31 protein-coding genes are annotated in these 25389 nt (G+C 67.5%); 26 read left to right on the top strand and 5 right to left on the bottom strand.

Annotation, left to right across the window (positions count from 1 at the left end; translation table 11 throughout):
* Nucleotides 1-182: 182 nt before the first annotated feature.
* Complete coding sequence (locus P8A20_RS25195; protein ID WP_258310652.1) at nt 183-1565, bottom strand: MFS transporter; 1383 nt, start codon at nt 1563-1565, stop codon at nt 183-185.
* A 203-nt stretch (nt 1566-1768) separates the two neighbouring features.
* On the opposite strand from P8A20_RS25195, the gene P8A20_RS25190 reads away from it, so the two are divergent.
* The 6 genes from P8A20_RS25190 to P8A20_RS25165 all read left to right on the top strand — a co-directional run bounded on the left by P8A20_RS25190 (nt 1769) and on the right by P8A20_RS25165 (nt 5940).
* Nucleotides 1769-2362, top strand: coding sequence for a TetR/AcrR family transcriptional regulator (locus P8A20_RS25190; RefSeq protein WP_055643675.1), 594 nt, complete (start codon nt 1769-1771; stop codon nt 2360-2362).
* Nucleotides 2363-2634: 272 nt separating this feature from the next.
* Nucleotides 2635-3036, top strand: a complete 402-nt coding sequence (locus P8A20_RS25185) for a DUF6153 family protein (protein WP_107411325.1) — start codon at nt 2635-2637, stop codon at nt 3034-3036.
* A gap of 123 nt (nt 3037-3159) precedes the next feature.
* Complete coding sequence (locus P8A20_RS25180; RefSeq protein WP_055643673.1) at nt 3160-3786, top strand: DUF305 domain-containing protein; 627 nt, start codon at nt 3160-3162, stop codon at nt 3784-3786.
* 94 nt (nt 3787-3880) lie between these two features.
* Nucleotides 3881-4777, top strand: coding sequence for a F510_1955 family glycosylhydrolase (locus tag P8A20_RS25175; protein WP_107411326.1), 897 nt, complete (start codon nt 3881-3883; stop codon nt 4775-4777).
* An 81-nt stretch (nt 4778-4858) separates the two neighbouring features.
* Nucleotides 4859-5389: a DUF4396 domain-containing protein gene (locus tag P8A20_RS25170; protein WP_107414841.1), complete on the top strand. Its 531-nt coding sequence runs from the start codon at nt 4859-4861 to the stop codon at nt 5387-5389.
* Nucleotides 5390-5529: 140 nt separating this feature from the next.
* Nucleotides 5530-5940, top strand: coding sequence for a four-helix bundle copper-binding protein (locus P8A20_RS25165; RefSeq protein ID WP_107411327.1), 411 nt, complete (start codon nt 5530-5532; stop codon nt 5938-5940).
* 136 nt (nt 5941-6076) lie between these two features.
* Here P8A20_RS25165 and P8A20_RS25160 read toward each other — a convergent pair whose 3' ends face one another.
* Nucleotides 6077-6496 (bottom strand): heavy metal-responsive transcriptional regulator, encoded by a 420-nt coding sequence (locus tag P8A20_RS25160; RefSeq protein WP_107411328.1) that lies wholly within the window; start codon nt 6494-6496, stop codon nt 6077-6079.
* A gap of 82 nt (nt 6497-6578) precedes the next feature.
* On the opposite strand from P8A20_RS25160, the gene P8A20_RS25155 reads away from it, so the two are divergent.
* Nucleotides 6579-7553 carry an alkylmercury lyase family protein gene (locus P8A20_RS25155; RefSeq protein WP_107414842.1) on the top strand — a complete coding sequence of 325 codons (975 nt, stop codon included), beginning with the start codon at nt 6579-6581 and terminating at the stop codon, nt 7551-7553.
* A gap of 107 nt (nt 7554-7660) precedes the next feature.
* Here the strand turns inward: P8A20_RS25155 and P8A20_RS25150 are convergent, their stop codons facing one another.
* The gene (locus P8A20_RS25150; protein ID WP_371934442.1) at nt 7661-7918 is read right to left on the bottom strand and encodes a SpoIIE family protein phosphatase; all 258 of its coding nucleotides are present in this window, start codon (nt 7916-7918) and stop codon (nt 7661-7663) included.
* Nucleotides 7919-8225: 307 nt separating this feature from the next.
* Nucleotides 8226-8663, bottom strand: a complete 438-nt coding sequence (locus tag P8A20_RS25145; protein WP_109879061.1) for a TIGR03618 family F420-dependent PPOX class oxidoreductase — start codon at nt 8661-8663, stop codon at nt 8226-8228.
* A gap of 678 nt (nt 8664-9341) precedes the next feature.
* Here P8A20_RS25145 and P8A20_RS25140 point away from each other — a divergent pair.
* The 4 genes from P8A20_RS25140 (at nt 9342) to P8A20_RS25125 (ending at nt 12925) form a co-directional block, all read left to right on the top strand.
* Nucleotides 9342-9920 (top strand): hypothetical protein, encoded by a 579-nt coding sequence (locus P8A20_RS25140; protein WP_109879060.1) that lies wholly within the window; start codon nt 9342-9344, stop codon nt 9918-9920.
* Between the two features lie 3 nt (nt 9921-9923).
* Nucleotides 9924-11039, top strand: coding sequence for an MAB_1171c family putative transporter (locus P8A20_RS25135; RefSeq protein WP_109879059.1), 1116 nt, complete (start codon nt 9924-9926; stop codon nt 11037-11039).
* Nucleotides 11040-11062: 23 nt separating this feature from the next.
* Nucleotides 11063-12250, top strand: a complete 1188-nt coding sequence (locus P8A20_RS25130; protein WP_109879058.1) for an amidohydrolase family protein — start codon at nt 11063-11065, stop codon at nt 12248-12250.
* A gap of 120 nt (nt 12251-12370) precedes the next feature.
* Complete coding sequence (locus P8A20_RS25125) at nt 12371-12925, top strand: hypothetical protein (protein ID WP_109879057.1); 555 nt, start codon at nt 12371-12373, stop codon at nt 12923-12925.
* Between the two features lie 40 nt (nt 12926-12965).
* Here the strand turns inward: P8A20_RS25125 and P8A20_RS25120 are convergent, their stop codons facing one another.
* Nucleotides 12966-13802: a helix-turn-helix transcriptional regulator gene (locus P8A20_RS25120; protein WP_258310502.1), complete on the bottom strand. Its 837-nt coding sequence runs from the start codon at nt 13800-13802 to the stop codon at nt 12966-12968.
* A gap of 374 nt (nt 13803-14176) precedes the next feature.
* Here P8A20_RS25120 and P8A20_RS25115 point away from each other — a divergent pair, with 374 nt between their 5' ends.
* The 15 genes from P8A20_RS25115 to P8A20_RS25045 all read left to right on the top strand — a co-directional run bounded on the left by P8A20_RS25115 (nt 14177) and on the right by P8A20_RS25045 (nt 25385).
* Nucleotides 14177-14491 (top strand): transcriptional regulator, encoded by a 315-nt coding sequence (locus P8A20_RS25115; protein ID WP_236054990.1) that lies wholly within the window; start codon nt 14177-14179, stop codon nt 14489-14491.
* Nucleotides 14491-14865, top strand: coding sequence for a helix-turn-helix domain-containing protein (locus P8A20_RS25110; protein WP_236054992.1), 375 nt, complete (start codon nt 14491-14493; stop codon nt 14863-14865). The genes P8A20_RS25115 and P8A20_RS25110 overlap by 1 nt, the downstream gene beginning before the upstream one ends.
* A 56-nt stretch (nt 14866-14921) precedes the next feature.
* Nucleotides 14922-15503 (top strand): WhiB family transcriptional regulator, encoded by a 582-nt coding sequence (locus P8A20_RS25105; protein WP_109879055.1) that lies wholly within the window; start codon nt 14922-14924, stop codon nt 15501-15503.
* A gap of 61 nt (nt 15504-15564) precedes the next feature.
* Nucleotides 15565-15924, top strand: coding sequence for a hypothetical protein (locus tag P8A20_RS25100; protein WP_146224080.1), 360 nt, complete (start codon nt 15565-15567; stop codon nt 15922-15924).
* Between the two features lie 65 nt (nt 15925-15989).
* Nucleotides 15990-16784 carry a hypothetical protein gene (locus tag P8A20_RS25095; RefSeq protein ID WP_146224079.1) on the top strand — a complete coding sequence of 265 codons (795 nt, stop codon included), beginning with the start codon at nt 15990-15992 and terminating at the stop codon, nt 16782-16784.
* 2 nt (nt 16785-16786) lie between these two features.
* Nucleotides 16787-17515, top strand: a complete 729-nt coding sequence (locus tag P8A20_RS25090; protein WP_306104288.1) for an ATP-binding protein — start codon at nt 16787-16789, stop codon at nt 17513-17515.
* Entirely contained in the window at nt 17515-17862 is a 348-nt protein-coding gene (locus P8A20_RS25085; protein WP_109879053.1) for a DUF4326 domain-containing protein, read from the top strand. Before P8A20_RS25090 ends, P8A20_RS25085 begins: the two co-directional genes overlap by 1 nt.
* Nucleotides 17862-18281, top strand: coding sequence for a DUF6195 family protein (locus P8A20_RS25080; protein ID WP_109879052.1), 420 nt, complete (start codon nt 17862-17864; stop codon nt 18279-18281). Before P8A20_RS25085 ends, P8A20_RS25080 begins: the two co-directional genes overlap by 1 nt.
* Nucleotides 18281-19399 (top strand): DUF2637 domain-containing protein, encoded by a 1119-nt coding sequence (locus P8A20_RS25075; RefSeq protein ID WP_236054993.1) that lies wholly within the window; start codon nt 18281-18283, stop codon nt 19397-19399. Before P8A20_RS25080 ends, P8A20_RS25075 begins: the two co-directional genes overlap by 1 nt.
* A 29-nt stretch (nt 19400-19428) precedes the next feature.
* A complete protein-coding gene (locus P8A20_RS25070) occupies nt 19429-20034 on the top strand; it encodes a hypothetical protein (protein ID WP_109879067.1) in 606 nt (201 codons plus the stop codon).
* 484 nt (nt 20035-20518) lie between these two features.
* The gene (locus P8A20_RS25065) at nt 20519-21082 is read left to right on the top strand and encodes a hypothetical protein (protein WP_109879051.1); all 564 of its coding nucleotides are present in this window, start codon (nt 20519-20521) and stop codon (nt 21080-21082) included.
* A 10-nt stretch (nt 21083-21092) separates the two neighbouring features.
* Nucleotides 21093-22070, top strand: a complete 978-nt coding sequence (locus P8A20_RS25060; protein ID WP_109879050.1) for a C40 family peptidase — start codon at nt 21093-21095, stop codon at nt 22068-22070.
* A 50-nt stretch (nt 22071-22120) separates the two neighbouring features.
* Nucleotides 22121-22459 (top strand): DUF8827 family protein, encoded by a 339-nt coding sequence (locus P8A20_RS25055; protein WP_007447287.1) that lies wholly within the window; start codon nt 22121-22123, stop codon nt 22457-22459.
* Between the two features lie 3 nt (nt 22460-22462).
* On the top strand, nt 22463-23773 hold the full coding sequence (locus P8A20_RS25050) for a hypothetical protein (protein WP_236054995.1): 1311 nt from the start codon (nt 22463-22465) through the stop codon (nt 23771-23773).
* A complete protein-coding gene (locus P8A20_RS25045; protein ID WP_236054996.1) occupies nt 23754-25385 on the top strand; it encodes a brain acid soluble protein 1 in 1632 nt (543 codons plus the stop codon). The genes P8A20_RS25050 and P8A20_RS25045 overlap by 20 nt, the downstream gene beginning before the upstream one ends.
* Nucleotides 25386-25389 lie beyond the last annotated feature (4 nt).

The following is a 25389-nucleotide window of genomic DNA, read 5'->3' as shown; positions in this document are numbered from 1 at the left end:
GCGTATACCGCGCAGGTCGCATCGAAAGGACGGGTCCTCCGCGAGGGCGAGGCCCGATCTTCCGCCCAGAGGGGTTCGCGCGCCCGCCGCCACCTGGTCGGCCGCGTTCGGTGCAGCCCACCGGCGAATGCTGATCATGCGCCGACCCGCTGTGCAGCGACGATCGACGGTTTAGTGCTGGTTTAGTGCGCCATAACGCGGCCCTGCGAGAGGTCCGGCCGACCGGCGGGAAGAAGGAACCAGCCGGAGATCCCCGCAGCCACGGCGATGACGGCGGATGTCGTGAAGGCGGCTGCGTAGCCGCTCAGGTCGCCCGCCCCTTCCAGGCTCGCCCCCGCGACCATCGCGATGACGGCGACTCCAAGGGCGGCGCCGAGTTCGTGTGCGGTGGTGACAAGGCCGGACGCCAGACCGGTGTCCTGGTGGCCGAGGCCGTTCATGGCGGCGGTGGTGGCGCAGACGAAGGTGGTGCCGAGGCCGAAGGACATGAGAGAGAAGCCCGGGGTGAGGCCCGTCCACAGTCCGCTGTCGGCCGTGAGGCCGGCGAGGAGGAGTGCGCCCAGCGCTGTCAGGGCGAATCCCGCCACTGCGGTGAGGCGCCAGCCGATGCGGCCGACCGTTGTTCCGCCGAGGTGGGCGCCCAGGGTGACGGCGACGGCGACGGGGAGGAAGGCCAGTCCGGTGGTGAGGGCGTTCTCGCCGAGGATGTGCTGGACGTAGAAGGAGTTGAGGAAGAAGGCGGAGATGAGCAGGCCGCTTGCGGCCAGCATCACCAGCGCGCCGGCGAGCAGGCTGCGCCGGGCGAGAACTTCCAGGCGTACGAGCGGCACCGCGACGCGGCGTTCCACGGCAAAGAAGGCGACGGTGAAGACAGCCGCGCCAACCAGGGGTAGCCAGACGTGGGCGGTGTCGAAGCCTCGGTCGCGAGACTCCACGAGGCCGTAGATCAGGAGAGCGGGGGCCGTGGTCAGGGTCAGAGCACCCAGCGGGTCAAGGCGCTTACGGGAAGGGGCCGGAGTTGCCGCGCGGTGCGTCCCACCGAGCAGCGCCGGTACCGCGACGAGGGCGAACAGGCCCACGGGGATGTTGATGAAGAAGATCCACGCCCAGCCGGGTCCGGACACCAGTACCCCGCCGAGCAGCACGCCCGCGGCGGCGCCCGCGCCGCCGATCGCCGCCCAGAGACCGAGGGCTTTGTGCCGGGCGGGGCCGTCGAACAGGACGGTGACCAGCGCCATCGCGGCCGGGGAAAGGAGGGCCGCCCCGACGCCCTGGACGGATCGTGCGGTGATGAGTGCAGGACCGCTCGCGGCAAGGCCCGAAGCGAGGGAGGCGGCGGTGAAGAGGGACAGTCCGACGAGGTACATGCGGAGTTTGCCCAGGGTGTCCGCGAGGCGTCCGCCCAGGAGCAGGAGGCTGCCGAAGAACAGCGTGTACGCGGTGACGATCCACGTCAGCGCGGAGCCGGAGAGGGAGAGTTCGGCACCGATCGTGGGCAGGGCAACGTTCACCACCGTCACGTCAGCGATCAGCATGAACTGTGCGAGGCAGAGCAGAGCGAGCACCCACCAGCGATGCCGGTGAACAGGCGACGGCGGCCCCTCGTGTGGGTGGTGCACGTGCTGTGACGCCGATGTGGTGTGCCGTGGGTCCACGGAGGATCTCCCTAAACTTTACACTTCTGTCAGGGATAAGGTACGCGCCGCTCGACCGAATGTGAACAGCACTGTAAAGTTTGGCGCCGACGACTACTTCAACGGAGGTGCCGATGGCGGACGAGAGTTCCCCCCGTCGGAGGGCGGACGCAGAGCGCAATGCGACAGCGATCATCGACGCGGGGGTGGAGTGCCTGCTGGTGGACCCGCAGTCGAGCATGGCGGCCGTCGCACGAGCGGCGGGGGTGAGCCGGGTGACGCTCTACTCCCACTTCCCCACACGCGAGAGCCTCCTCGAGGCAGCACTGGAGCGCTCCGTCGCGCAAGCCGTTCACGCTTTCGACGCCGAAGCGGGTGACGTCGGGCTCGCCGATGAGGCACTGGCGCGGCTGATGCGCTCGTCCTGGCAGGTGCTCGACCGGAACTTCTCCGCTTTCGCAGCCGCCGCGGCGGCTCTACCCCCGGATGTCATTCGCGGCCGACACGACCGCATCCTCCGCCCCGTGCGCGACCTGATCCTGCGCGGTCAGCAAGAAGACGCGATCCGCAGGGACCTGTCGGCGGACTGGCTGGTCACCGTCGTCTATCAGCTGATGCACGCCGCTGCGGGCGAAGTCCAGGCGGGGCGGCTCACCAGCGCGGCGGCCCCCGACGTTCTGACGGCAACCGTCCTGGCGGCGTTGCGGACCACAGACGGGCAGCAATGACCATCTCCGCGAGAGGTCAGCCGACTGAGAGCGTCTCTCGACGGCGGCGCATCCCGCAGAACGGTCAAGCACCGCCGACGAGTCAGCGAACACCGCACCCTGACCCGCCTGGTCGCGTCCTGGTGAAGGGCGGTGTGAGCAGCTCGCGGTGCGAGCGGCGTCGCGCCGCCCAGGCAGAGTCCAGCCGCCCGTCACGCCCTCGCCCCGGCTCTTGCCGTAGCATCCGGCCGGCCAGTAAGCGGTTCGTGGGCAGCTGCTCATAGGATGGGCGCATGACCGGCAGCACAGGATCCAGCCGCCGCCCCACCGGGCGGCTGTTCGTGCTGCTCATGCTGGCCGTGCTGACCGGCCTGCTCGGCATGCATGCCCTGGGCCCCGGAGGGGCACCGGCAGGCCGATCGGATGCCACGCACGAGATGGCGATGGCTCAAGTGGCCGACGCACCGCACCTGAGCAGTGGGTGCTCCCACACAGACGGCGGCAACGACCATCTCGACCACGCGGACGGGACATGCGCGGCGGCCGGAATCGGCTCCGCGTACGCGCCGCCCGCACTGACCAGCGCCCTCATGGACACGCCTGCCGCTTGCACTCCGGTGGCGGGCACGGCGCGGCTCGCCGAAGGCTGCCGAGCGCCTCCCGACCTGTCCGAGCTGCAACTCCTGCGGATATAGAGCGGCCCGCACGGCACCCCGATGCCCGGATGTTCCCGGGACCGGTGCCGCGCCTTCGTACGCCCTCATCCCAGATCCCTCGCGCGCCGCCGCGCAACAGCCGCGCGCACAAGGAGTTGCACCATGACCAGCAAGCGATCCCTCGTCCGTCGTACCGCCGCTGTGGCCGCTTCGGCAGCCGCCGCCCTCGTCCTCGCCGCCTGCGGTGGGAACGGTGACAGCTCGGCCGGACACGACGGGCACAGCAAGGAGTCCCCGTCTGCCTCGGCGTCGGCCTCACAGGGCCAGCAGAACGCGGCCGACGTAGCCTTCGCCAAGGGGATGATCCCCCACCACCGCCAAGCGGTCGAGATGGCCGACCTCGCGCCGTCCCGGGCCGGGTCGGCTGAGGTGAAGGCGCTCGCCGAGCAGATCAAGAAGGCCCAGGACCCGGAGATCAAGACGCTGTCCGGCTGGCTGACTTCGTGGGGCGAGGAGGTGCCCGCGGAAGGTGCCATGGACCACTCCGAGCACGGCATGAGCGGCATGATGACGGCCGAGGACATGGACAAGCTCAAGGACTCCTCGGGCAAGGCGTTCGACACCGCCTTCATGGAGATGATGATCAAGCACCACGAAGGTGCCGTATCGATGGCCGAGACCGAGAAGGCCGACGGTTCCTACGAGCCGGCCAAGAAGATGGCAGACGCGATCATCACGTCCCAGACAGCCGAGATCACCCAGATGAACGAGCTGCTCGGCAAGAACTGACCGCACCTCGGCAGGGGCGGGCGCCCACCGACGTCCGCCCTTGCCCGTGCAGCCCCATCCGCCTTCGGCTTCCCCTCAACAGCTTGGATCGCACGTGATCGCCTCCGTACACATACCCCGGCGCCGCGGGCGCGCCGCGCTTCTGGCCGCAGCCTCCCTGCTGCTCGCCGCCTGCACCGGCCCCGAAACGGACGCCGGCACTCCGGCCGCCGATCCTGGGACCGGGCATCTGCACGGCCTCGGCGTCGACCCGGCCGACGGCACCGTCTATGCCGCGGGCCATCTCGGAGTCTTCCGCCTCAGCGACGGCGAGGCGGTTCGGGCGGCCGACCGCTACCAGGACACCATGGGCTTCACCGTCACCGGTCCGTCCACCTTTCTGGCCAGCGGCCACCCCTCCCCGACCGACCCGGATGCCCGCTCGCCCCACCTGGGCCTGATCCGCAGCACCGATGCTGGCCGCACCTGGAAGACCCTCTCCGCCGAAGGTGAGGCAGACTTCCACGCCCTCCAACAGGCCGGCGCGTCCCTCTACGGATTCGACAGCCAGAGCGGTCGACTGTGGGCCAGCGCCGACCACGGCCGCACCTGGAACAAGCGCGCCAAACAGCCGCTTCTCGACCTCGCCGCCTACAGAAAAACCCCCGAGACGGTGTGGGCCGCCACGGGAAAGGGCCTTGAGCGCAGCACAGACGGCGGGCGCACCTTCGACGCCGTTCCCGGTGCCCCCGCCCTCATCGCCGTCGACGCAACCGGGCCCGGCATGCTCGTCGCCCTCGCGGCGGACGGCCGCGTGCTCAGCAGTCAAGGCGGTCGCAACTGGACCGAGCACGGCCGCCTTCCCGGCGGTGGTGTTCCCACCGTGTTGACCGCAGTGACCACGCAGCGGCTGCTGGCCGCCGACAGCACCGACACCATCTATCACTCCAGCGACGCCGGGCGCACCTGGAAGATCCTCCACCAGTCGACACAGGCGGCAGAAGACCACTAGAGGAATACCCCTAGGGGGTATACGGTTGATATGTGGAGCCCGGCGAACGGACCACACTGGACGGGAATGGGGATGAAGGTCATGGACCACAGCACTCACCGAACCGGCACCGGACACGACCCGGCCACCCACGAGGGCCACCACGCGCACGCCGATCACCACGGAAAGTACGCGCAGGGCGCGTCTTGGCCGATGGCCGCGAAGGCCACCCTGCACTGCCTGACCGGCTGCGCCATCGGCGAGATCCTCGGCATGGTGATCGGCACCGCGCTGCTGTGGGGCAACGTGGAGACCATGGTCCTGGCAATCTCGCTGGCGTTCCTTTTCGGCTACTCGTTCACGCTGTTCGCGGTTCTCCGGGCGGGCCTGGACCTCAAGAGCGCAGTCAAGGTGGCACTGGCCGCCGACACCGTCTCGATCGCCGTGATGGAGCTGGTCGACAACGGCATCATCGCCCTGACCCCCGGCGCGATGGAGGCCCACCTGTCGGACGGGCTGTTCTGGTCGGCGCTCCTGGGCGGATTCGTCGTCGCGTTCCTGATCACGACGCCGGTGAACAAGTGGATGATCGGGCGCGGCAAGGGCCACGCCGTCGTCCACGCCTACCACTGACCTCTTACCCGCAACGCGCCCGGTGCACCTCACATGCGCCGGGCGCGTTCGCGCTGATGGGAGTTAGCTGGAGGTATACCGGGGACTCGCGAGGCGACCAACCGGATCCGCCGGTCCCACGGAGAGACAGAGGCATCCTTATGTCCACCACCGTGAAGGACATGCTCGCCACATACCCGGCCGACCTGGGCGACGTCGACCGCAAGAAGCTCACCCGTTGCATCGAAGAATGCATCGCCTGCGCCCAAGCGTGTACCGCGTGCGCGGACGCCTGCCTATCGGAGGGCATGGTCGGCGATCTCACCAAGTGCATCCGCACCGACATGGACTGCGCCGACATCTGCAACGCCACCGCGTCCGTACTTTCCCGGCACACCGGCTACGACGCCAACGTCACCCGCGCCATGCTCACCGCCTGCGCCACCGCGTGCAGAGCCTGCGCCGACGAATGCTCCTCACACGCCAGCATGCACGAACACTGCCGCCTGTGCGCCGAAACCTGTCACTCCTGCGAACAAGCGTGCAACGAACTGCTCCAGGCCCTCGGCTGACGGCCCCAGGGCTCCCCGGCCAGACGGGCAACCCGCCCTTCTGCGTATCGCCCTGTCAAGGCGATGGGAATCCTTGGAAACGGCAAGGGATGCTCCTCGCCTCACTCGCTCCGGGGGTTCAACGAAGTGGGGAGTTTCAACGATCGACCTTCGGGTCGTCGGCTGGGGCGAGGATGGTGCAGATCTCGTCCTCGGTGCAGGCGGCGGGGTCGGTAGCGGCGGCACGCCGGGCGAGCCCGCGCAGTGCCTCGCGGGTGACGGTCAGTTCGGCCAAGCGGCATTCGATGTCGGCGAGGTGCTGGTCGATAAGCGCGGTGACGTGTGCGCAAGGGGCCTGGCCTCCGTCACGCAGGGCGAGGACGGACCGGATTTCGGCGAGGCTGAGGCCGGCCCCCTGGGCGTCGCGGATGAAGTCGAGCCGGGCTTTCGCCTGCTCGGGGTAGTCGCGGTAGCCGCTCGGGGTGCGGGGCGGGCCGGGCATCAGGCCGGTCTGCTCGTAGAAGCGGATGGTCTTGGTGGTCAGCCCGCTGGCCGCCGCGAGCTCGCCGATGCGCATGCCTCCACGTTACTGCTTGACCTTCCAGTGCGCTGGAAGGTCTAGCATCGGGGCAGGATGATGAGCTGGGAGGGTGAGCAGGATGCGGATCACGGTGCTGACGGTTCCGGAGTGCCCGAACGCCCCACTGGCCTTGGAGCGGATCACCGTGGCCCTGGCGGGGCGGGCGGCGCAGACGGAACTGGTCGAGATCCACGACCCGGACCAGGCCGCCACGCGAGGGATGAACGGCTCGCCGACAATCCTTCTAGACGGCGTGGACCCCTTCGCGTCAGCCGGGGCGGTGCCGAGCGTGTCGTGCCGCCTGTACCGGGACGCCGGCGGCGAAGTTACCGGCGCCCCCAGCGTGGCCGCGCTGCGCGAGGCCCTCACCGGTGCCAGCCAGGTGAGCGCTGCCGCACCGGTGGACTGCTGTGAGAGAGACGCTCTCGATGCGGTCGGGCGGGCCGGGCGGGGACGCCGTGCACCCGCCGAGCAGGGCCTGCGGGCGGTGCACCAGGCGGTGCTGCGGTACTTCGCCGAAACCGGGACGGCCCCCGGTCCCGAGGTGCTGGAGCCGGTAGCCGAACAGGCGGGCCGGACGGCCAGAGAGCTGCTGGCCGAGTTGGCCGCCGAGGACTTCCTGACCCTGGACGAGGCCGGGCAGATCCACGCGGCGTACCCCTTCTGCGCCGTACCGACCCGCCACCGCGTACAGATCGATGGCGGTGTAAAAGTGTGGTCCATGTGCGCGATCGACGCACTCGGAATTCCCCCCATGCTGGAAGCGGATGCGGTGATCACTTCCTCGGACCCGGTGAATGGCGAGCAGGTCACCATCACGACCCGGGGCGAGGCGGCCACCTGGGAGCCGGAAGACGCGGTGGTGTTCGTCGGTCAGCGACCAGGCGGCGGGCCCGCGGCTACCGCATGCTGCGACGCGCTGAACTTCTTCACCTCCACCGCCTCCGCCCAAACCTGGATCAACGGTCACCCGGGTATCCCCGGCCGTGTAGTCACCCAGGCGCAGGCCGAGGAGATCGCACAGCAGACTTTCGGTCCGCTGCTCGCCCCCTGAACTCGCGCCTATTGGTCACGGTGATGCGGCGGCCCCGCTCTAACCGTCGTGAGTGGGGAGATCCATCGAGCAGGTCTTGGCTCACCCCGAGTGGGTGGTGGGGATTTTCAAGGAGCCCCATCAAAGGCGCGCGGGCCGTGCCATTCGCAGACATGGACGGTGGCGTCGTCCTCCAGTCGTCCCTGGTGGTAGTCCATGACGGCGTCCTTGAGACAGCGCAGCGTCTCGTCCACGGGGAGGTTGTCGGTGTGGTGTCGGATGATGAAGTCGATGAAGGGCTCCACGCTGAACGCGCGGGCTTCGGTGATGCCGTCGGTGAACAGCAGCCGGTCGCCGAGCTCCAACTGCTCGGTACTTTGTTGGATCGGCAGATTGAATGCACTGCCGTAGCGGTCGCCGTAGCATCATCGGTCCCAGAGCCGACCTCGGGCGAACGAGGAAGCGATCCCGATGGGCGCCCGGTCAGGACACCGGCCAGCGATTCAGGCAACATGCCCAGCACGGTGTCCGTGGCGAAAAAGAGATTCGTCTCCTTGACCAAGTGCCGTGGGTTACCCATGCAAGTCGCTGAGCGCGCACAGGAGATGGTGCCAGCCCAAGCCGCTGAGCCCGGTGCCCTGAAGACTCGGCGGCACAGGGTGTGCATATGCCTATGTCGTGGATCGCTCGACGCTACGCAGCGGCCTGGGCTGGCTGGGGTCGGGCGCCCAAGGTCTGGCCCAACACCCGTTCGACCGAGACCAGGATGACGACCCGCTCCGGGTCCGGAGCCGGCGTACGGCCATATCGCTTTCCGTAACGGGCAACCGCGTCTTCGACCACATCGTCGTCGGTACACACCTCCGCCACCCCTTCGAGGGTGGCCCACCGGCCTCCGTCGACCTGACACAGGGCCACGCGGGCTTCGCCCCCACCCGCGAGAATGTTGGCCACTTTACGACTCGATTTGCGGGTGATAACCCGGGCCATTCCAGCGTCGACATCCACCGTCACACCGACGGGCACGACATGCGGTCGCCCATTGGGCCGCAGCGTGGTCAATGTGCACAGATGGTACTCATTCCAGAACTCCAGGTAACTATCCGGCTGGGTGGATATCGCGTTCGACATGGCTGAAAGCGTAAACGCCTCAGTTGCCCGAACTGCCCCAGAGTGACCGCCGCCACACCCCTTCCCGTCAGCCATTTTGTCCACTTCGCCGCCGTTTGCGCGCCCCCTCGCCTGACCTAAAGTCTCAGCTTGATAACGGAGTCGCCCATCGACTCGCAAAAGTTGATCCGTTCACGCCAGACATTAAAAACGCAGTTCAGAGGCTCGTACGGGATTGAACAAGGTTGTTTTACGTCACTTTGACCGGTCGAAATTACCTGCCGTCTACACGAATCGATCATGTTCTTCAGGCCATGTCTTGCCTGAAGCGTCACGTACTGTCCAAAGAGGTTCCCGGGAGCTCCACGGGGCAGCCCCGCTCGGGATGTCAGCGCGTATTCGCATACGTGACATCCGAGAGCGGCGGGAAGCCCTGGATGCCCTGGCATCCCTTCCCCTGCGAGGGGGTCTGGTGGGGCGCAGGAGCACCGACCGCGGTCGGTTCCGGCGCCGGGAGCCGGTCGTCATCGACATGGGCGCGGTGTCGCCCGGCTCGGGGGAGCCATCAGAGCCGGTTGGAGGTATTACTCAGTGTGGTTGGATAAGAGTGGTCGAGACACGTCGGAGCCCAAGGTTCCCGCTCAGGACGGAGTCAACCGCCGTCGCCTTGGGCGCTGGCGTACAGCCACAGCCCGGACGGTGGAGAAGGATCTGCACCGTCTGATTCGGCGGGAGCTGCAAGACCTCGGGGTGACTCCCCCGCTCGACGTTCACGACCTTTGCGAGAAGCTGAGCCGACGGCGCGGGCGCCCGCTGTTTCTGCGTGCAGCTCCGCTGCCCAAGCCCGGCCCCTCGGGCATGTGGGCGGAGTACGACACCTACGACGTGATCCTCTACCAGCAGGAGACGACCGAGCTGCACCAGGATGGGATCATCCTGCACGAGGTCGGACACATCCTCGTGGCGGAGAACGAGAGGGCAGCCGAGGACTCCGCCCGCGAGGTGGAGACGGATACGCCAGATACCGCCCCTGACGAAGACGCGGCGGCCGTCGACGTGGAGGGGTGGGCCACCCTGCTGCCGGTCTTCGGGACCGAGGCGATCAAGCGTGTCGCCCAGCGTTGCTCGTACGACGACGGCGAGGAGTGCTCCGTCGAACTCGTGGCGACGATCATCCTGGAGTGGTCGGCCCTGCTCGCAAACGCCACTCCTCCGGCTGACGACCCCGCCCTGCGTCGGGTCGAGGCGGCTTTTGGCGACCGGCGAGGATGGCTGTAACTCGTGGAACTCCTGCTCCTGGGGCTCCTGACCGCACTGGTCTGGAAGCTCTACCAGTGGAAGCGAAGCCCGCATGACGCACCTCTTCGCGCGGTCACCCTCTGCCTGCTCTGCGCTGCGCTCTCGTATCCCGTAGCGATGCCCGGCGGTGCGTCCGGAGTCGACACCGTCGCCGGCCACGGCACGGCGAAGCTGATCCAGAACGTGCTGCTGCTCCTGACGGTCTACTTCCTCATGTGCTTCTACCTCTACTCCGCCGCTGACGAAGAAGCGGGACGTCGGCGGGCACGCAAGGAAGCCGTACTCGTCGGAATCGTCGCAGTCGCGATCACCGTGGCTGCGGTATCGGTGCCACACGAGGTCTTCGCCGGCAGCTTCAGCACAGCCGACATGACGATTCCCCAGATCGCCTTCTTCTACGGCGGCGCTGGCCTCTACCTCATGTACGCCCTCGGCATGGCGTTCCGGTGGACTCGCCAATACGCCCGCATGTCCCGACGCCCGCACTCCACCGGGCTCTGGATGACCGCCGTCGGCCTGGGAGCGATGGCCGTAGCGTGCGCGATTCGAGCCGTCATCGTCGCCGTCCGCTCAGCAGATGTGGACGTGCCACACCCCCTTATGGTGGCCGTGGCCTTCCTCTTGGTCGCATCAATCCTGCTGTTCGCCGCAGGTGTCACCTACTCCGGAGCCCGAGCGCGAATCTCCTCCCTACGACTCTGGCTTCGACACCGGCGTGATCATCGTCGCCTCTCGCCTCTGTGGGAGCTGCTGGCGGAGGCATATCCGGACAACGTGCTGAGGCCGGCATCCCCTGCTCCACTGGACCGATGGCGGGCCCGTGGCGTGCACCGGCGCTACCACCGCCGCATCATGGAGTGCCGCGACGGCCTGGTGGACATCAGCCCGTACCTGCTGGACGAGGGTGACGACAGCACAGTCCTCAACCTCGACTCCGCCGAGCTTGCCGCCCGTCTCCGCCGGGCCTCCGCTCGGATCGAGAAGGGAGTCCCCGCGCCCCGCCGCGCGGTCCCACTCGCGATGGCGCTGGGGAGCGACCGCGAGTCGGATGTGAAACAACTGATTGCGGTATCCGACGAACTGCGCGCAGCCGCATGACCTCGCAAGATCAAGGAGTCACGATGCTGATTACCGGTGGACGAGTGCTCGTCGACTCGGGGACCTATCTGGAAGACGGTGCCGTTCTCATCGAGGGCGACTCGATCTCTGCCGTCGGGCCGCGCAAGGAGATCGAGGAGCGGGCCGGGGCCGACGTGCCTCGATTCGAGTTCGGCGGAACCGTGCTGCCGGGGCTCATCGACGCTCACGTTCACCTGGCCTTCGATGGCGGGCCGGACCCTGTGTCCACCCTCCAGGGCTCGACGGATGAAGCCCTGTTCGAGGACATGCGGCGGCGCAGCGAACAGCTCCTGCGCAGTGGCGTTACCACCGTCCGCGATCTCGGCGACCGCGGCGGACTGGCGCTTCGTCTGGCTGCGGAGATCAGCGATCGGCGCACACCAGGACCGAGGATCGTCTCCGCGGGCACCCCGGCCACCACCGTGGGCGGACACTGCCACTTCCTCGGCGGCGAAGTCTCCGGCGAAACCGAGATCCGCGAGCTCGTACGGCGCAACCTCGCGGCCGGGGCAGGCGTCATCAAGGCAATGGTCACCGGCGGCGGTCTCACGAAGGACGGCCCCAGGAGCCATCAGTCACAGTTCACGGCGGAGGAACTGGCCGCCCTTGTGGAGGAAGCCCACAAAGCGGGCGTCCCTGTCGCGGCCCACGCGCACGGTGCCGACGGCATCGCCTCAGCCGTAGAGGCCGGCGTCGACACCATCGAGCACTGCACTTGGATGTCGAGCGATGGCCTGGACTTCCGGCCCGACGTGGTTCAGCAGATCATCGCGAAGGACATCACCGTCTGCCCTGCCGTAAGCCCGCACTGGCAGATGCTCCCGCGCTTCTTCGGCGAGGAGCGCGCCAACGCGATGTTCGACCTGGTGCGGCAGATGGCCGACGCCGGAGTCCGCCTGATCGCGGGGACAGATGCAGGCGTACAGCGTGCCGGCTTCGACGGGCTTGCTCAGGCCCTGTCGTTCTACTCGCACCTGGGGCTGTCGAACGCCTCGATCATCGACATGGCGACGTCGCAAGCGGCTGCTGCCCTGGGCCTGGGCGAGATCACGGGGAAGGTCGCTCCCGGCTTCCGAGCGGATCTCCTCCTGGTGGACGGTGACCCGCTCGCGGATCTCTCCGCACTGAGCGGAGTCCAAACCGTGTTCGCCTCCGGTGTGCGCCACGAACCGAACAGCACGGGACAGTAAGAACCTCACCCTGGTGCCCTGTTTCCTGACCCTCGCGGGTCCGGGGAACAGGGCACCAGTGCCACTCCAGGAACAATTGGCGATTAGATGCGTATTAGGTCGGCTTGTACGGTAGACGGCATGTCTGTGGATATCCGTACTGTATTGCGTAAGCAGGAGGATGAGCTGCGGCGCTTTCGCCGGAACCTGTTCTCTACGGAGCCGGCTGATAGCGGCCTGGCCTCTGTACTGCCCAAAGACGTGCTGGAGCAGTTGCGGGCGGAGGGAAAGACGGTGCCGCACCGCTTCGGACCGGTGCGCTCGGTGATCGACCGGCATGCCGTCCTCACCATCGTCGGGGACATCATCGACCAGGCCGTACTCCTGGACCGTCCTGGCCGGGAAGGGGCTGTGCTGACACTGTCGGTCGCCGCGCGGCACAAGCAGCTCGGCACTCGCCAGGAAGTCGACCCGGGGGAGGCGCGGGCCTGGGTGGAAGCGATCGTGGGCCCCAAGTGGCTGCCGCACTTCTACTCTGCTGGGGCCCTGAGCGGCTCCGCTGCGGGCGAGACTTCGCGGTCGAGGCCGTTGACGACGCAGTACTTCTATCTGTTCCTCGGCGCGGACGGTGTCCCGCACGGTGAGCCAGAACATCAGCTCGGCGTGCAGTTGACCCTGCTCACCTATACGCCCTGACGATCACCAGATCCCAGGGCGAACGTCGCCTGGTGCGGCACTAGTTGTTGGTGCTTGGGCCGGCCTTCTTGTCCAGCTCGCTGGCGAGGTCGTTCAGGATCGAGAGGACATCGGCCGGCAGGCCCTCGGCGCTCAGTCCGCGGGCCCGGACTCGGCCCACCTTGCCCTGCTTGGCCGCCGACATGAGGCGGAGTCCTTCATAGACCTGCCGGGCGACGGACTCGTTCGGCTCGAAGTACAGCTTGGAGACATCGAAGAAGTTGGCCAGACCTTCGAGGACCACGGGCACCGGTGCGTCATCTCCACCCGTCCGCAGGGCCTCGATGTCCTCGGCCGATGTGACCTGGGAGCCCGCGTAGGCGTTCACCGAGTCCGCGATCTCCTGATCCCCCGGAGCGCTTCTGCCCGGATAGGAGCGCTCCAGCAGGAGAGTGATCTTCTCTGCCAGCGTCTCCGGCACCTTCTCGGCCTCGGCGGCGTCCTCGTCAGCCTCTCCGAAAGACCGGTCCTGGGCGCGCTTCAGCTCGTCCTCGGTCACCCCATATGCAGCCGCCAGGAGAGGGACGTACCGGTCCTTGAGCCGTCGTACGCCCTGCTCAGCTCCAGCCACCGGCCCATCGCTCTTGGTTCCGATGACCGCCCGCGTCTCGTACCGGTAGAGGCCAGCGTCGCACCGTAGGTCGGTCAGATCGGGCAAGCCCTCGCGCGGGAACAGGTCGTCCAGACCCCGGTTCAGCACCCTGGCGAGAGCAGGCAACTTCTCCTGATCGGGTGTCGTCGCTCCCGACTCCCACCCCGCCACGGTCGAGTCCGCAGCACCGAGGGCGGACGCCACGTCGGCCTGCGAGACGTCGGCGGCTCGACGTACCGCACGCACACGTTCTCTGTCGAAACGGCGAGCTGGCATCGGACCTCGTTTTTTGGGTGACCCGAGGAATCCTCGGACTGTTGACTTTTGATGCGAACCAAGATAGTTTCATCTTAGCGAAAAACGAGGGGGTTCGCACCCCTCTCAGCCTTCGCACACCTGCGGTTCGCATCGTGGACCGACTTGGTGGAGAGGGGCTACCGCGCATCACTCGGGCGCGGTTCCTCCCTCAAAACGCCATCGGCGTCCGAGAGTTCGCACCTCTCGGACGCCAGACAGCTCGTGATCCGCGGCCCCCGACAAGGGCGCTGGTCACTCGCACGGCCACTCCGTGTCCTTTCGCACGGCACGACGGAGCGGCGTACCACATAAAGGAGTGTCGCATGTCCCCTACTACGGGCTGCAACCCGAAGGTGGAGATCCCTTCGGGCCCGGCCGAACGGCTGGCGGCGCAACTGTCGTCCATGCTGCCGGAAGCCGCTGTCGTACAAGTTCGACTTCAGGGGCCTCGAACCCTGTGGCCCCACCTCGGGCTGACCGCCGTGAACGCCCGTGGACGAACCCTTCGTGTCCCTCGGGCGAAGGCGCTGACCATCGCCCGGTGGATCATTCGCTCGTTCCCCCAGGCCGGATGGGCGGCCTCCGGCGGGCATGCCTTCGACCTGCGGACCGCCGAACTGCGCGGGCTGGAGGCGTGATGGCGGCCGTGGCACCGGCGAACGCGGGCCCGGCCGTGGACTTGCAGGGACTCGCGGCCATGGTCGGTCTCTTGGCTCAGGCCGGCGGCCTGGACGCCTTGTTGGGCAGTCAGGCTACGGAGTCCCGCGACAAGCGTCTGCACATCGGGTACAGCGAAGCCGCTGAACGGTTGAACATTCCCGAGAAGTGGCTTCGTGAGCGTATATCGACGCTCCCGCACCGGAAGTTCGGGAAATTCGTGCAGTTCACGGAGGACGACCTCCACGCGATTTCCGATATGCACTTCGTCAGCCCTGGCGCAAGGACCCAGAGGGATGACGAGTCGGTACTGATGGCGCTTCAGCCGTCCAAGCGCTCTCGTAAGCGTTCCTGATCTCCTCTCGCGCCCGATGGAACAATTCGCGGCGCTGCGAACATCGCGAGACACAAATGAGCACTGACATATCCAGCCTTATCAAGGCTGTGCACCAGGGAAACTGGCTGCCCCTCCTGGAGGAGTCGAAGAGAGCTCCGGGTAAGCACTGGGCCGAATCTGCCCGATGCGCCAACCAGGACATCAACATGTTCGTCCCTCTCGCAGACGGCCCGCGGGAAGACCCCGACGTGGTGAAAGCCAAGTTGGGAATCTCCCTCAATCGTCCTCGCAATTTCTGCGCGTCATGCCCTGTGGCCGTCGCTGCCCGGTGCCTGGTGGAATCCCTCAAGGATGACGACGAGTACGGCATTCGGGGCGGCCTTCTGGCTTCGGAGCGCTCAGAGTTGCGGCGTGCTTGGCAAGACCGGGACACCGAGAAAGCCGTAGAAGGCGCCCTTAGAGGGTGCACCTCACCTCTGACAAAGCCCGCCCGGGACGCGGTGATTGCGCGGTTCGCCACTGATCCCTCACTGGACGCTGCCGCCGTCGCCCGCGGGCTTGGCGTGACGCACGAGTATCTGCTGAAACTCGCCCGTCGCTACCGAAAGTCTCAGGCCGGGCAGGGCACGCCCCTGCTCCACGTCGTAGCTGCCTGACTCCGCTCCCGAAGATACGATTTTTCCGCACGGCGGACCCTGCGCTTACGGGAGTTCTCCCATGCTTCAGAACAGCCCCTACGGATTTCGCCGTACGAACATCGGTGCTGAGATCCGAGGAATTGCACCTACGGCCGTCCTCGTGCGGGTCTTTCCCGTACGTCGGTCTGTTACCCACCTCTTCGAATCGGATTTTTACCGCATGCTCATCGACCGCAGGACCGAAGAGGAAGTGGCGCGAATGGTCAGGCGCGGTTTCGGCAGAGCAGCCGACTGGCGTCGCGCCCACGATTTCTACCTCCCCACCGAAACGCTGTATCTCACCCCGGAGCCGCATCAAAACGGCTACGTCCCGGAAGACGACCAGTCTTTTGGTCTTTCCCTCAGCCGTCGCATATTCATAGGCTGCGGTGAACGCTGATGAGCGACATAGCGACCGAACTAGTCTGGTCACAGTCAAAGTCGTGCCGGGGTTCGCGCCTCGTCATGCTGGCGCTGGCCCGTGAGGCGAGCGACGACGGCAAGGCGACGCTGACCCTGGAAGAGATATCGACGCTTACCCGTCTTACTCCCCGTTCGATAACAAAGTGCCTCGGAGAGCTGGCGAAGCTCGGAGAACTGAGCCACGAGCGGGGAGGGGGTGCTTCCAACCCGAATGCCTACTCGATACTGCTGTGCAGCAATGGCGTTGGCCATGTCGGTTCAGAGAAAGAACTTCCTACTCCCAACCCTGAAGATTCAGAAGAGGGAACTAGGTTCCAGGAACTTCCCTCCCAATACTCCGCTCCGGAAGCCGGAAGTGGGAAGTTTCACCACGCAGATTTGGAAGTTTCTTCCTCGCGCGTGCGTGGTGGTAATACTCCCTACGGGAGTATTACCACCACCAAAGAGCAAGCTAGCTTGCTGGGGTCGTACCGAGAGAACAGCACCGTCAAGCAGGACTCGGTGAAGGTTCCGGACGGAGCCAAGGACCTGGTAACAGCCATAACAAGCGCTGGAATGCTCGTCGGCTGGCGACTGACCGAATCGGAATGGGATCGGGTAACAGCTCTCGCAGCACGTTGGGGAAATGAACGGCTGGTCGAGATGGTGGCGCGGCGATGGAACGCCGACCGCCCGCCACAGTCCGCCCGCTATCTGCTGCGTATCTGGGCTGATCTGCCCTCGCACGCTCCCGCAGCAGCCTCCCCGGGGAATGTCGTGCCGTTGCGTCGGCAGTCCGGAGGCTGGATTCCCTTTCAGAACACCGCTGCCCCCAGCGCTTACCAGAACGGATTTTGATCATGGCAGAGCCGGAACGCGCGGGCAGCGCCAGGTCGATGCGCGCAATGGAACGAATACTCGCTGCGAAAGGACTTCAGGCCGTGCCGGACGTCAACCCCGCCGACGAGGCACCGGAAGAGAACCCGGGAGACCGCGAGTGGCACTGCCGGGCTCGGGCCGACTACGCCGTGAGCCGCTGGCAGCGGGCAACCCCTCCCCGCTTCCGTGATGCTGAGGCCACGCTGCCGGAGGTCGTCAGCTGGGCGGACCGGGCACTCACGGACAACGCTGCCGCTGGCGCTCTGCTCCTCACCGGTCTCACGGGGACGGGCAAGACGCACCAGGCGTACGGGGCCTTGCGGAGGATCGCGGCCGGCGGACCGGACCGGTTCGAGCTGATCGCCGTGAACTCAGCGGACATGTACGGCAACCTGCGCCCGTCACAGGTCATGGGGGCAGCAGAACACGAGCTGCAACGGCTCAGCCGGGTTCAGTACCTGCTCCTCGATGACCTCGGCACGGCGAAGACCTCGGAATGGACCGAAGAGGTCACGTACCGGCTGATCAACTTCAGGTACAACCACTGCTTGCCAACGATCATCACGTCCAACCTTCCGGCCCGTGATGAGAACGGCCCGGACCTGAGCGACTTCGTCGGGGCCCGCGTAGCGAGCCGTCTGGCCGAGATGGTCACGACCCTCGTGCCGATGATCGGCGCCGATCGGCGCCGTGGTGGGAGGGCGGCGTAATGCCCGTCCGCCTCCGCGGAGCCTCCCGCGACGCCGCAGCGCTGTCCACAGCCTGTGCATACGTCGGTCCTCGCAGCCGGTACGCGAACCCGTTCACAGCCGGGGTGCGGTCCCCGCTCGGTCCTCCGATGGACGCTGCGGAGTCGGTGGACCTCTTCGCCGCCACGCTCCGGGGCCCGGTCGGACGTCACTACGCCGCCCGCTTCGCCCGAGTCCTGCGCGGGCTCGACTTGATGTGCACATGCCCCCTTGACGCTCCGTGCCACGCGGACGTTCTCCTCCGCCTCGCCAATGAGCCCGGCGGCAGCACCGCACCCTGCACTACCGATCTTCTGGAAGGCCCCTGATGAGTCACCCGATCATGCTTGCTGCGGCCAAGCACCTCACCACCGCAAAGGAGCGGCGCAAGACCGCTCGGGAGGCCGCGTTCCGCACCTGGGGTCCGAGGTCGATCACCGCAGCGTCCAAGTACGCACGCACCCTCCTGGGGGACGCCGCAGTCACGCTCGACTGGGAGGTACTGGGGCTTCTCAGCTTCGAGGAACACCTGCAAGCCTTCGCGTCGCTCGACACGACCGGGGGCCAGCACCTGGAGCTGTACTACACCGATCAGGGCGGCGCGGAACGAATCTCGCTGCGGGTGTCGTGCGTGAGCTGCCCGAGTCAGCACGTGCACGAGGTCACGTCTTTGGAACAGCTCGGACAGCTCCTCTCGCAGACCCCTGCCTGGCAGGACATCAGCCCGCGCGACGGGGGCAACCTCTGATGTCACACGCGCACATAGACACGGCGGCGGGAACCGAACAGCAGGAGGGCTACAGCCTGCGCGGAATGACGGCCTGGGACCGCAGTGCGATCATCCTGCTCGGCGCGGCCGGCTTCGCCTTCTCGTACGACGCACTGCGTCAGATCGCCCTCGCGATCCACGCCAGGGAGACCTTGTCCTACCTCTTCCCGGTGTTCATCGACGGGTTCATTGCCTACGGCGTGCGGGCGATCGTGCTCCTTCGGCACCAGCGGTTCGCCGCACGGCTCTACGCCTGGTTCTTGTTTCTCGCGGCGACCGGGGCGAGCCTCGGCGCGAACGCTCTGCACGCCATCACGTTGAACGATTCTCCGCAGGCCGGACGGTCCGCGCTGCACCTTACGGACAGCGTCGTCGGTGTGCTGTCGATGCTCGCGCCCCTCGCACTGGCCGGATCGGTCCACCTCTACATCCTGATGGCGCGGACGGCTGAGCGGGCGGTCCCGGACCGGGCTGACACTGGTCCCGGACCGGTCCGCGAGGAGTCTCCGACGCTCGAACGCGTCACGGTCCAGCAGGGTCCTCGTCCGCTGGAAGCACCGGCACCGATGCCTCTGCGGCGGTTGACGAGCGGTCCGTCCGCGCCGCAGGATGCCGCCGCAGTAACCGTTGACCTGCGGAAAGCCGAGCCCCTGCCCGACGTGGAACCACGTACGGAGGACGCTGCGGCTCACCCGTCTGCGGGAGCGGACGGAGAGGAGACGGAGGGTAGGAGCGCGGACGGACCGGGCGGCGGACCTGCGGACCACGCGCCGGCCACAGCAGTGCCGGAGAGCACGAAATCCTCCGGCCCCACGGCGGTCCGGACCCCTACGGACGGCGAAAAGCCGTCCGTCCCGGACGACTCGGAGTGCCCCCAGGACCGGGAGGCGGACGACGACTGGTTGGCAGAGTTGCTGCCGATCGCGCGGGCCGCTACCGAGCGGGCCGGACGGACCAGTCGCGAGGTTGTCGGGGACGCCGTCCGCAAGCACCAGGCGATCAGCAACGACCGTCTTGGTGTGCTGCTGGCCCGGCTGAAGGAAGAGGACGACGAGGCTACGAGGACACCCGCCGCTGCCTCCACCGCCCTCTGGTGATCTCATCTCATGACGGGCCCGGGGCCTGCGTGGCTCGCGCCGTGCATGCCCCGGCCGGTCAGCTTGATCAGGAAGGAACGACGATGTGGTCTCGCCGACGCGACCGGGCGGAGGACGCCGTCCGCGCCGATGCCGTACAGGCAGCGTCCGCCCTCACGGTTCACCTCCAGGGCGGCGGCAATCTTGTGCCGGTCCAAGCGGACGGCGTTGCACTTGCGGCCGGTGAAGTCGCCTTCGCGGACGTGGCGTGCTCCGCCGCCCGCTTCTACGGGACAGAGGTCGACTACCCGACCTCGGCCAGCGGGTATTTCGAGGATCACCCGACCTTCGGCCGGCGGTGGGTGAGCAACGGTCGTCTCGATGCCCGTCGGCACCAGGAAGCGGAGGATGCCGCCCTTCCGCAGTGGCGCGATCACACCGCCGCCCGAGTGGTGCTCACCTCAACCGGGGTCCGGCTCCTGCCGCTGAGGGCTCGTGAGTGGATGCCGTTCGAGCACACCCTTCTGACCGGAGTCGCTGCTGAGCCGTCCGCTGTCGTCCTCTCGTACAGCACGTGCGCACCCCTGCTTCTTTCCGGCCCGGCCGCGCCATGGCTCGGCGTGGCGATTGAGCACCTGCGCCACGGGGCCGCATAGGGCCCGCAAAGCCTCCCCCTGAGCGAAAGCCGGAACTTAATTCCTGGAATTAAGTTCCGGCTTTTTTCGTGATTCGAGTTGTCCGCGGACCCCTGCAAGGATTCAGGCACGGCCAACGCCACAAGGCGTTTTCCGGCCGTAGAGATCTGCTCACGATCTCGCCCGAATCACGGAAGGGGCTGATGACCTTGATATGAGTAACGCGCCCGTCAGCTCAACCGTCTCGCAGATGCGAAACAAGATCGAACTCTCTCGCAGATGAGACAGGCAGATAGAGCTATACGCTCCGGCCTGCTTTGCGATTTCCCCGGCATTCGCCGGTAAAGCCCGCAGGAGGAATCCCCCTCCTTCCTGCGAAGGGGCGGCGCGGCCCCCAGCCCCCGCGGGACCGCGCCGCTCGCACTTCCGAAATCTCTTGCACCAAGGTTGTGGTTCCCGCATGCCTCGATCCACCCGTTTCATACCCATATCAGCCGCAATAGGTGTGGCTGGTTCCCTGGCCCTTCTGTCGACCGGCTGCTCCAGCTCGACCAACGACGCCTCCGCGGCCTCGACCGTGTCCGCGCAGCCGCACTCCGTCTCGGCGGGCATCCCCGACACGGCCACGCCGCACAGCAGCGCTACCTCCTCCTCGTCAGCTACCGGACTCCCCAAGGACGTTGAGCGGACGGCGCGGGCCTTCACTACGGCCTACGCGGAGCACGATGCCCGCGACGGTGCCGACAGCTCGTACGCGGATGCCGGCGCTCGGGCAGCCCGGCTCGCCTCGGGGGAACTCGCTGGCGTGCTCGCCCAGAAGCGGCCGAGTCAAGACGCCGCCTGGGCCGCCCTGCGGGCCGAGAAGGCACATCAGACGGCCAAGATCACGTCAGCAGTCGTCCCCGACGGCGCACCTGCGGCAACGGCCTCCTCCGCTCTCGTCCGCGTGAGCTACACCCTCACGACCGCCCCGAAGTCCGGTCACACGCGCAGCAGTAGCGAACAGCTCGCGCTCCGCCTGGAGCACACCTCCATGGGCTGGCGCGTCACCGCCTTGCCCTGGGCGTGACGGGGCCGCGATGAACAAGGGCACGCAAGCTGGCCTGGGACTCGTCACGGCCGGGCTCATCACCGGTGTCGCCATGCTGACCACGTTCGGAGGGGCCGACAGCGCCTCCGCGCAGGAAGCCGGACCGGGTGGCGGCATCACGACGGACGCTCCCGTGCCGGGCTGGGTCCGTGAGCTGATCAACAAGCACGCGGGCGAGTGCCCGCAGGTCACAGCCTCGCTCCTGGCGGCTCAGCTCTACACGGAAAGCCACTTCAACTCCGGCGCGACGTCACCCGTCGGCGCTCTCGGGATCGCCCAGTTCATGCCGGGGACCTGGGCCCAGCACGGCAAGGACGGCGACGGCGACGGGGTCAAGGACGTCCGCAACCCCGCCGACGCCATCGCCGCGCAGGCCGCGTACGACTGCACCTTGGCAAACGAGGTCAAGAAGGTGCCGGGCGACTCGACGGACAACATGCTGGCCGCGTACAACGCGGGCGGCGGAGCGGTGATCAAGTACGGCGGCATCCCCCCGTACCCCGAGACCCGCAACTACGTGCGCAGCATCCGCGCTCTGGCCTCGAAATGGGCCGACGCCGTCAGCCCGGACGCACCGGCCGGCAAGGGCGCCGCCCGCGCGATCTCGGCCGCGAAGACGGCCCTGGGCACTTGGTACCGGTGGGGCGGCAGTTGCGTCATGCCGTACGAGGGTGTGGGCGGCTGCGACTGCTCCTCGCTCACCAAGATGGCCTGGTCAGCGGCGGGAGTGAACCTGCCGCGAACCACGTACGACCAGGTCCACGCAGGGACCGCCGTCAAGGCCGTCTCCCAACTCGTCCCGGGCGACCTGCTGTTCAGCGTCCCGGGCAGCGCCGGCCCTGAGCACGTCGGCATGTACATCGGCGGCGGCCAGGTCATCGACGCACCGCACACCGGGGCTCAGGTGCGGATCAAGCCGCTCAGCTACTGGAAACCGCAGATCATCGCGATGCGGCACGTCGGCTAATCACGCCAAAGCATCCCAAACCATTCCTCACAGCACCAAGGGGCTAAACCATGCACAACCTCCTTTCTGCCGCTGCCGATCCCTCCCTGCACACGACCCTCGCCGCCGGAGCCGATGTTGTGTCCGGCGTGAAGCCGGACTGGGGCCCCTTCGGGAAGCTCGGCGGCACGGCGAAGGTCATCCTGGGTGTCATCGCCGCCGTCGTCCTCGTCGTCGGCGCCGGTGCCTTCCTCGCCGGTGTCGGCAAGTCGAAGGGGTGGTTCGGTGAGGGCCACTCCACGATGGACAGCTCGCGCGGCAAGGGCATGATGGTCGGCGGCCTGACCTGCGTCTTCCTCGTGGCCAGCTTCGGCACCATCTTCGCCATCACGTACGGCATGGGTGTGTAACCCATGCCTATCCGATCCCGGAGGAACGTTTCCTCCTCGAAAGCCAGCGGAGCGCGCCGCTCGTCGGCCAAGCTCTGGGGCATCGCGGCTGGCGGCGCAGCCGTGGTCACCGCGGCCGGGGTGGTCGTCAGCATGACGACGGGCACCCCTCCGGCCACGGCACCCTCCGAGTCGGCACCCGCCCACTCGGCTCCGCAGGCGAGCGGGGAAGGCGTGCGGGAGCTGCACGGCGTCCCCGTCGGCTACCCGCACACTCGATCCGGCGCCAAGGCGGCAGCGGCCAACTACACGACGGTCAGCGGGAGCTCGCAGTTTCTCGCGGACAAGGACGCGCGGCACCGTGCGGTGGCAGTTATGGCGGCCAAGGGCTCGGCTGATGCGGCGGTGAAGAAGGCCGACCACGCTGCCGAGGACGCGGTCGCCTCCCTGCGGGGCGACACCTCCAAGGTCTCCGTGAAGAAGACCGTCGCGCGTACCGGTGTCCTCTCGGCGCATGTCCTGGGCTTCGACGCCCACGGGGCGATGGTGCGGCTGTGGACGACGACGGTTCGCGGCAGCACGGCCGGGCACGCGACACCGAAGACGGGTTTCCAGTCGGTGACGGTCACCCTCACCTGGGAGTCCGACGACTGGAAGCTGAAGGACAGTTCGGCCTCGACGGGACTGGTCGCTCCGATCGACGTGCGGCAGGCATCCAACGTACCGGGCGACTTCTCGGACTACGTTCCGGCCGCTGCAGAAGACCCCGTGCTGAGCGGCGCCGAAGACCGCAGTGGATTCCCGGCACCGTACGGACACAACGAGCGCGGCGCGCGTGCCGCTGCCGTCAGCGCCACCATGCTCTACGGCGACCCTCGGTTCTTCACCGATGAGGACTGGCGGCACCGGATGCTGTCGGCCACGGCCGCGTCGAGCGTGCTGCACTCGGTCACCTCGGACACCGACTCGACGGCTCGTCTGGTCATGGAGAACCGCGGTGTCGGCGCGGACGGGACGACCGTCGACGGCAGCGAGCTGATCACGCGGACGGCGGCGCTCGCCACCCGCTCGATCTCCTACTCCGACCAGGCCGCGAGCGTGGAGCTGTGGACGGCGTCGGTGGGGGGCGTCGCCGGGAAGGACGAGACGCAGCGCCCGCAGGTCGCCTTCCTGCGGATGACCGTGGATCTGGTCTGGGAGGACGGCACCTGGAAGACGACGGCCGTCACGCCGTCCGAACCGCTCGTGCCGTCTCCGCCGGCCATGCAGGAGGCGGCCCCGGCCGACAGCTTCGCGGACGTGGGGGGTGCCAGCAATGCGCCTGCGACTGCGTGACGACGCCCCCGGCCTGCTGACCATCGAGCGGGGAGCGCCGGGTCGCTGGCGCCGCCGCCTCCAGGCGGTGGCGATGGTCAACGTGGTCATCGGGTTCGTGTTCGTGCCCTCGGCGGTGGCCAATCCCTTCTGCTACATCCCGATGGTGTGTGAGGCGAAGGCGGCCATCGACTTCGTCAAGGACCCGCTGGGGTTCCTGCTCCAGAAGCTCACCGAGGCGAACATCTGGTTCCTGCGCAAGATGCTGGAGCTGATCCAGAACACCACGAAGATCGACCTGACGAGCCCCGGCTTCCTGAAGCAGTACGCGATCATCTTCGCGGCCTCCAGCCTGCTCACCGTGGCCCTCTGGTTGATCGCCGTGGCCAAGCGAGCGGTCCGCGGAGTCGCCCTGACCACCGCCGTGTCCGAGGCGATTGGCTTCCTGCTCCTCCAGTTCGTGGTCAACGCCCTGACGCCGGGCGCGATCGCGCTGCTGATGAAGGCCATCGACGAAGTCACGGCCGTCTTCGAGCCGTACGCGACGAGCAACTTCAAACCGTTCCTGGAGAACATCCTCAAGGTCATGGCGGCCAACCCCACGGAGGGTGTGGGACAGCTGCTGGTCGTCAACCTCATCATGATGTGCGGCGCCCTGCTGATGTGGATCGAGCTGCTGATCCGCAGCGCGGCCATCTACGTGGCCGTCGCGCTCGGGCCGATCGTTAACGCCGGGCTGGTCGATCGCGACCTGTGGGGCAAGTCGAAGAAGTGGTTCGGCGCCATCTTCGCCATCGGCCTGAGTAAGCCGATCTTGTTCGCTCTGCTGGGCCTGGGCGGCGCGATCCTCAGCGACACCTCGGGGAGCATGTCCGACGCGGTCTCCAAGACCCTGGTCGGCGCGTTGATCCTCCTGCTCGCCGTCTTCGCGTCCGCCACGCTCTACAAGTGGGTGCCCGCATTCGGCGACGAGATGGCCAGCCTCCACCATGACCGGAAGAGTGCACAGTCCTCCGGCCCGGCCGCCGCGATCGACGGCCCCGCCCAGCACGCCAACAGGGCGATGGGTGCTCGTGTCCAGGACTCCTTGGTGGGCGGCTCCAAGACCGCTGGCGCGAAGACCGCTGGCGCGAAGATGGGCGGCGGAACTGCTGTGGCCGGACCGGTCGCGGCCGGGGCCGCCATTGCCAAGGCCGGCGTCGACATGGCGAAGAACAAGGCCACCAGCTCCCCGGGTGCGCAGGGCACCGACGCCGCAGGCGGCGGCAAGCCCGAACAGCCCGAAAGCCAGCAGGGCGGCGAGGACACCGCCGGAACGTCCGGCGCACCGGCCGCCGCTCGTCCCCAGGGAGCGACCTCCGACCCGGTCGTCAGCTCTTCTCCGGACTGGTCCTCGGCCGGTGGCCACGCCTCGGCCGGACGCGCACCGGAAGCCAGCGGGGCACCGAGCACAGCACAGCTGTCCTTCCCGCCGTCAACCGGCGCGGGAACCTCGGGCCCGCCAGCGCCCGCCTCCCTGTCCCCCGCATCAGGAACCACCTCGGGCTCCGGGCCCTCCGTCACGCCCCCGCCGCCGTCGCGGCCCTCGGGCGGCCAGGCACCCGGACGACCGAACCCCAGCAAGGATCAGTGACCTT

This window comes from Streptomyces sp. Alt3, from assembly GCF_030719215.1.
Classification (GTDB): domain Bacteria; phylum Actinomycetota; class Actinomycetes; order Streptomycetales; family Streptomycetaceae; genus Streptomyces; species Streptomyces glycanivorans.
The sequence above is the reverse complement of the archived record's forward strand: the minus strand, read 5'-3'. Positions and strand labels throughout refer to the sequence as shown.